This window comes from Anaerosporobacter sp., assembly GCF_965301125.1.
Map to the genome: position 1 here is coordinate 12,763 of NZ_CBDLAM010000057.1, position 7,269 is coordinate 20,031.

The window sequence follows — 7,269 nt, forward strand, 5'->3', positions numbered from 1 at the left end:
TGAGTATGCATTTACAAAGGATTTTGGAACTATTACAGATGAAAATCTTTCGATTAATCGAACAAATGTAAGAAAACTATTAAAGAACTTACTTCAAATTAACCCCAATATTGATATGAATATATTCAAAAGTATGTATAATGTTAATCTAGATACAATGATCTCCTACGAAAAAAAAGGAATAACATATCATTTTCTTGATAACTACAAAAATAATAAAGTTTAGTTGTTTAGGCTGATTGGACTGCAAATTTAATAAATATTTTTATTGATTTATAGAATCTTTTCTAGTATATTATGTATAGATACTGACAGGGAGGAATTGAAATGCAAAATACAATTAGAGTTGCAGTTGATGCAATGGGCGGCGATAATGCACCTGGTCAGATTGTTAAAGGCGCAGTTGAAGCAGTTAATGAAAGAAATGATATAAAAGTTTTTTTAGTTGGAAGAGAAGATATCGTAAATTCTGAGCTAGAGCAATATACTTATAACAAGGAACAAATTGAAGTAGTGCATGCTAGTGACATAATAACAAATGATGAAGCCCCTGTTATGGCTATTCGTCGAAAGAAAGATTCTTCCATCGTTGTAGCTATGAAAATGGTAAAGAATGGTGATGCAGATGCAGTTATATCAGCAGGTAGTACTGGAGCATTACTTGTAGGCGGACAACTAATTGTAGGAAGAATCAAAGGAGTTGATCGTCCTCCACTTGCACCATTAATACCAACAATTAATGGAGTATCTCTATTAGTTGATTGTGGAGCAAATGTTGATGCAAGATCTTCTCACTTAGTTCAATTTGCAAAGATGGGTTCTTTGTATATGGAACATATTGTGGGTATTAAGAATCCAAGGGTTGCCATAGTTAATATTGGAGTTGAAGAAGAAAAAGGGAATATGCTTGTTAAAGAGACATATCCTTTGTTAAAAGACTGTGAAGATATCAACTTTATTGGAAGTATTGAAGCAAGAGAGATACCATATGGCGCAGCAGATGTAATTGTTTGTGAAGCCTTCGTAGGTAATGTTATACTTAAGTTATATGAAGGGTTAAGTGCAGCTTTAGTTGGAACAATTAAGAAAGGCCTAATGAGTACAACAAAAAGCAAAATAGGTGCTGCTCTTTGCAAAGGTGAACTTAAGAAAACACTGAAAGAATTTGATTCAACAAAATTTGGTGGTGCACCAATGCTAGGTCTAAATGGTCTGGTAGTGAAGACGCATGGTAGCTCAAAGAACACAGAAATCAAGAATGCAATCATTCAATGTGTGTCTTTCAGTGAGCAGAACATAAATGAAAAAATTAAAGAAAATATTATGTAGCGCTTATGGCGTATATGACCAAGTATAAGAAAGGTGATTATGATGGAATTTGAAAAGTTACAAAAAATTATTGGCGAAGTATTAAATGTGGATGCAGATGAGATTACAATGGAAACTACATTTGTAGATGATTTAGGAGCTGACTCTTTAGATATTTTCCAAATTATCATGGGAATTGAAGAAGAATTCGATATAGAAATTGCTAATGAAGCAGCAGAAAATATTGTAACAGTAAGCGATGCTGTAGAACAAATTAAAAACGCACTTAACTAATAGTGTGTGAGGTCGACGGCGCCAACTTGAACAAGGTTTAGTTGGGCGTCGTTTATTTATGTAAGAGAAGAATACAAATAAAAACACTAGAAAAAGGATGTGGTAGAATATGAAGATTATCGAATTATTAAACGAATTTGAAGAAACTATTGGATATCAATATAATGATATTAAGCTACTTCGCCAAGCACTTACACACAGTTCATTTGCCAATGAAAAAAGATTAGATAAATTAGCGAACAATGAACGTCTGGAGTTCTTAGGAGATGCGGTGCTTGAACTTGTTACCAGCGAATTTTTGTATAAGAATAACAGTAAAATGCATGAAGGTGACTTAACAAAGTTACGTGCAAGCATTGTTTGCGAGCAGACGCTATCCTTATGCGCCAATGATATCAATCTTGGAAAGTATATTCAACTTGGTAAAGGGGAAGCGGCAACTGGTGGTAGAGATCGTGCTTCTATTTTATCCGATGCAATGGAAGCGGTAATTGGATCAATATATCTAGATGGTGGTTTTACTAGTGCAAAAGAGTATATTGATAAATTCATTTTATCAGATGTTGAGAATAAACAACTCTTTTTCGATAGCAAGACTATCTTACAAGAAATTGTTCAAAGTGAATACAAAGATCCTTTAACATATGAACTAATCGAGGAAGAAGGACCTGATCATAATAAGAAGTTCACTGTGAAGGCTGTTATCGGAGAAAAAGAGTTAGAAGTCGGAGTTGGAAGAACGAAGAAAGCAGCAGAACAGCAAGCAGCATATCGTTCTATTCTTGCCTTAAGAAAAAAGAAATAGAAGGTTAAGCAAAAGTTTGCGTAAAGAGAAACTTAAGATGTGGGTGGTGAAGTGATTTTATGTATTTAAAGAGCTTAGAGATACAAGGATTTAAATCCTTTGCAAATAAATTAGTTTTCGAGTTCAAGGGTGGTATTACAGGTATTGTAGGACCGAATGGTAGTGGTAAGAGTAATGTAGCTGATGCAGTACGTTGGGTTCTTGGAGAGCAAAGTGCAAAGCAACTTCGTGGTGCCAAGATGGAGGATATTATCTTCTCTGGAACACAAACAAGAAAACCATTAGGGTTTGCATATGTAGCAATAACTCTAGACAATTCAGATCATCAATTAGCAATTGATTATGATGAAGTAAAGGTTGCAAGACGTGTATATCGATCTGGAGAAAGTGAATATTTAATTAACGGTTCCAGTTGTCGTCTAAAAGATGTACAAGAGTTATTCCTTGACACTGGTATCGGTAAAGAAGGATATTCAATTATCGGTCAGGGGCAAATTGATAAGATATTAAGTGGGAAACCAGAAGATCGAAGAGAGCTGTTTGATGAAGCAGCTGGTATTGTTAAATTTAAGAAGAGAAAAGCTACGGCAGAGAAGAATCTGGAAGAAGAAAAACAGAATCTGTGCCGTATTAATGATATCCTTGCAGAAATTGAAAAGCAAGTGGAACCTTTAGAGAAGCAAGCTTCAGTCGCAAAAGAATACCTTAAGTATCGTGAAGAGTTAAAGAACTTAGATGTAAATATGTTCCTAATTGAATATGAAAGAATTCTAGAAGAACAAAAGAATGTTGATGAGAAGCTAGAAATAGCAGCAAGTGACCTTAATCGATCAAAGAATTCCTTTGATCAAACAAAAGAGGAATATGATAAATTAGAAGCTCAGATTGAAGAATTCGATTCTGCTTTAGAAGAAAAGAAGATGGAGTTAAATAACTACCGTCTACATAAAGAGAAGTTGGAAGGCGACATAAAGGTTTATAAAGAACAGATAACTGCTTCTGAGCAAAATAGAGAACATTACCAAGAACGTATTAATCTAGTAAATAAAGATTTAGAGGAAAAGGATTCTCAATTAAAGACGTATTATGAACAAAAAAATTCTTTAGATGAAAAAATTGATTCTTTTGATGATGTTAATAGAGAAATGAATACGGAGTTAGAGAATATTTTATCAGATATTACGTCTATTACGAAAGCAATTGATGAGTGTAACTCTAACATGTATCATTTTATGGAAGAGAATGCAAATCAAAAGGCAGAGATTCAAAAATACGAAACAATACTGGAACAAAGTAGTATTGGAAAGGCTACTTTAAACCAACGATTATTGAAGAACAAAAGTAATGAATCACTTTTGCTGGTAGAATGGAATGAAAAACAAGAATCATTACATGATATAATGGGAAAAATCCAAACGATTCGAGACCAAAATTCAGATGTTGAGAATAAACTTCGTGAATTACAGAATAATATTAAAGAAAAAGAAGAAGTATATCGTAATCTTCAACAGAAATATCACCAAGAAAAATCTCGAATGGACTCTTTGAAAAATATGACAGAACGTTACGAAGGTTATGGTAATAGTATTCGTAAGATTATGGAGTTAAAGCAATCAACCCCAGGTATTGAAGGCGTAGTTGCAGATATTATCAAGGTTAAGAAAGAGTATGAAACAGCAGTAGAAATCGCACTTGGTGGTAGTATCCAGAACATCGTTACAGATAATGAAAACACAGCTAAGAGTATGATTGAATACTTGAAGAAGAATAAATTCGGTAGAGCAACGTTCTTGCCACTTACTTCGGTTAGCAGTAGAGGTGGATTTAAAGATAATAACGTGCTTAAAGAACAAGGGGTTATCGGTTTAGCCAATTCACTTGTTGAGCATGATAAGAAGTATGATGGATTAGTAGAATATCTATTAGGTAGAATTGTTGTAGTAGATACAATTAATAATGCAATTGCTTTATCAAAAAAATACAACTATTCTCTTCGTATTGTTACGATTGAAGGTGAATTACTTAGTCCTGGTGGCTCTATGTCAGGTGGTTCTTATAAGAACAATAGTAATCTATTAAGTAGACGTAGAGAAATCGAAGAGATTGAATCAAAAGTATTAGAAATATCGACACAGATGAAAGAAAATGTTGCATATGTAGAAAACTGCAAGAAAGTTAGAGAAGAGAATCGTAATATCTATGAATCGAATAAATCTAAGTTACAAGAGTTATCTCTTTCTCAAAATACTGTAAAGATGCAGATGCAACAAATCGATAGTAAGAAACAGGAAATTGGTGCTCTTTATGAAGAAATTCAAAAAGAAAGTGCTGAAATTGATAGTCAAGCATTAGAATTAAAGAACTCCATAAATAAGTTAAGAGAAATCCAAAACGAAAATCAGTTAAAGAGTAAAGAAGTTGAGGATAAGATGGCCGAATATGCAAAACAGTTAGAAGAGAAGAAACTGTTAGAAAAAGCATATAATGAAAAAGCCGCTTCCTTAAAATTGGATTGTTCTACATTAGAACAGCAAAATCAGTATGTTGTTGAGAATATTAAGCGTGTAAAATCTGAAATTGATAAGCTTAGGGCTGAGTTACAAGAGGTTCAGGTTAAGCTATTACAAGCGAAGCAACATATGGATTCAAGAGTTGAATTAACGAATAATACTAAGAATCAACTTGAAACTGATGAGAAATTAATTGCCTCATTAACAAAAGACTTAGAAGAAATGATCACAAAAAAAGATAATCTATCCAAAGATCATAAGGCATTTCTTACTAGAAGAGAAGAATTATCTAATATGGTCAATGAATTAGATAAAGAAAACTTCCGTCTAATTGGGCAAAGAGATAAACTGATGGAACAGTTAGATACTCAAGTTAACTATATGTGGCAAGAATATGAATTGACATATAGTTTAGCGCTTGAAAAGAAGAATGAGGAATATAGTAATATACCTCAGATGAAAAAAATGATTCAAAGTTTAAAACAACAAATAAAATCACTTGGTGACGTTAACGTTAATGCAATTGAAGATTACAAGAATCTAATAGAACGATACGAATTGTTAAAGACGCAACATGATGATTTGATTGAAGCAGAAGAAGCGCTTAAAAAGATTATTGAAGAATTAGATATTGAAATGCGAAAGCAATTCAATGAGAAATTCGCAGAGATTCGTAGTCAATTTGATCTTGTATTCAAAGAGCTATTCGGTGGAGGTAAGGGAACCTTAGAATTAATGGAAGGTGAGGATATCCTAGAAGCAGGTATTCGTATTATTGCTCAACCACCTGGTAAGAAATTACAGAACATGATGCAACTTTCGGGTGGTGAGAAAGCACTTACTGCAATTTCGTTATTATTTGCAATTCAGAATTTAAAGCCTTCTCCGTTCTGTTTATTAGATGAAATTGAAGCCGCTCTTGATGACGCTAATGTTAAGAGATATGCCAAGTATTTGCATAAATTAACTACACATACTCAATTCATTGTAATTACCCATAGAAGAGGGACTATGGCAAGTGCAGATACCTTATATGGTGTTACGATGCAAGAGAAAGGTGTTTCGACTCTTGTATCTGTAAGTTTAATTGAAGATGAATTAGAGGACAAAAAAGAAAAAATATAAATATTATAGAGGTGTATAATTTTTGGGAGAAAAGAAAGGTTTTTTTAGCCGATTAGTTTCAGGTCTTGCTAAGACAAGAAACAATATCATAACTGGTATTGACAACATCTTCAAAGGATTTTCAAGTATAGACGAGGATTTCTATGAAGAATTAGAAGAGATTCTTATTATGGCGGATTTAGGTATTAATACAACTACAGCTATTATTGAGAATCTTCAGAAAAAAGTGAAGGAACAAAAAATCAAAGAACCTAGTCAATGTAAGCAATTATTAATTGACAGTATTAAAGAACAGATGTCAGTTGATGAAACTGCGTATGAATTCGAAAATCAAAAATCAATTATCTTACTTATTGGAGTTAACGGTGTTGGTAAAACAACATCTGTTGGAAAACTAGCAGGCCAATTAAAGGATAATGGTAAAAAGGTTATGGTAGCTGCGGCAGATACATTTCGTGCGGCTGCAATTGAACAACTTACCGAATGGGCGCATCGTGCGAATGTAGAGATTATCTCTCAACAAGAAGGTTCTGACCCAGCAGCAGTAATTTATGATGCGGTTACAGCTGCAAAAGCAAGAAATACTGACGTATTACTTTGTGACACAGCAGGACGACTTCATAATAAGAAGAACTTAATGGAGGAACTTCGTAAGATTAGCCGTGTTATCGACCGTGAATACCCAGAGGCACATAAAGAAACCTTAGTAGTACTTGATGGAACGACTGGTCAGAACGCACTAGCACAAGCAAAACAGTTTAGTGAAGTAGCTGATATTAATGGTATTATCCTAACAAAGTTAGATGGTACCGCTAAAGGTGGAATTGCCATTGCTATTCAATCTGAACTTGGCATTCCAGTTAAATACATTGGTATTGGTGAAAAAATAGATGATTTACAAAAATTCAATGCTGATGAATTTGTAAATGCACTATTTACTGCAACAGAATAATTACACAAGTTTCAGCTTAGGGAACGAATTCAACTATATGAAATAGGAATAGAAGAATTCTAAATTAGTTATACTAAGCTGAAACTTTTTTAGTATATAAGTGAAAATACTTATTTTATAAGCTTTACAAGCGCATTGGATTGTCTTTTGTATGAATACAAAGTATGTTTACAAGGCGGTCAAAGAACTTGACAGATGATAAAATCGTGTTATCATAAGTTAAAGTGATATAATTAATCATAAGCCTAGTTAATCATATATAAGTAAAACAGTTA

5 protein-coding genes and 1 pseudogene are annotated in these 7,269 nt (G+C 33.3%); all 6 read left to right on the forward strand.

The window, feature by feature from the left end:
- Positions 1 to 226: pseudogene (locus ACW2QF_RS08395) on the forward strand (ATPase); the annotation flags it as partial.
- Positions 227 to 327: 101 nt separating this feature from the next.
- Positions 328 to 1,329: a phosphate acyltransferase PlsX gene (gene plsX, locus ACW2QF_RS08400; RefSeq protein ID WP_455715553.1), complete on the forward strand. Its 1,002-nt coding sequence runs from the start codon at positions 328 to 330 to the stop codon at positions 1,327 to 1,329.
- A gap of 42 nt (positions 1,330 to 1,371) precedes the next feature.
- Complete coding sequence (acpP, locus tag ACW2QF_RS08405) at positions 1,372 to 1,602, forward strand: acyl carrier protein (protein ID WP_167956681.1); 231 nt, start codon at positions 1,372 to 1,374, stop codon at positions 1,600 to 1,602.
- Between the two features lie 109 nt (positions 1,603 to 1,711).
- Positions 1,712 to 2,407, forward strand: a complete 696-nt coding sequence (rnc, locus tag ACW2QF_RS08410) for a ribonuclease III (RefSeq protein ID WP_455715554.1) — start codon at positions 1,712 to 1,714, stop codon at positions 2,405 to 2,407.
- Between the two features lie 59 nt (positions 2,408 to 2,466).
- Positions 2,467 to 6,042 carry a chromosome segregation protein SMC gene (gene smc / locus ACW2QF_RS08415; protein ID WP_455715555.1) on the forward strand — a complete coding sequence of 1,192 codons (3,576 nt, stop codon included), beginning with the start codon at positions 2,467 to 2,469 and terminating at the stop codon, positions 6,040 to 6,042.
- A gap of 22 nt (positions 6,043 to 6,064) precedes the next feature.
- Positions 6,065 to 6,994, forward strand: coding sequence for a signal recognition particle-docking protein FtsY (gene ftsY / locus ACW2QF_RS08420; protein ID WP_455715556.1), 930 nt, complete (start codon positions 6,065 to 6,067; stop codon positions 6,992 to 6,994).
- Positions 6,995 to 7,269 lie beyond the last annotated feature (275 nt).

Excerpts from the sequence above, each read along its gene's own strand:
- acpP (WP_167956681.1), top strand. The coding sequence starts at position 1,372 with ATGGAATTTGAAAAGTTACAAAAAATTATTGGCGAAGTATTAAATGTG.
- rnc (WP_455715554.1), top strand. The coding sequence starts at position 1,712 with ATGAAGATTATCGAATTATTAAACGAATTTGAAGAAACTATTGGATAT.
- plsX (WP_455715553.1), top strand. The coding sequence starts at position 328 with ATGCAAAATACAATTAGAGTTGCAGTTGATGCAATGGGCGGCGATAAT.
- smc (WP_455715555.1), top strand. The coding sequence starts at position 2,467 with ATGTATTTAAAGAGCTTAGAGATACAAGGATTTAAATCCTTTGCAAAT.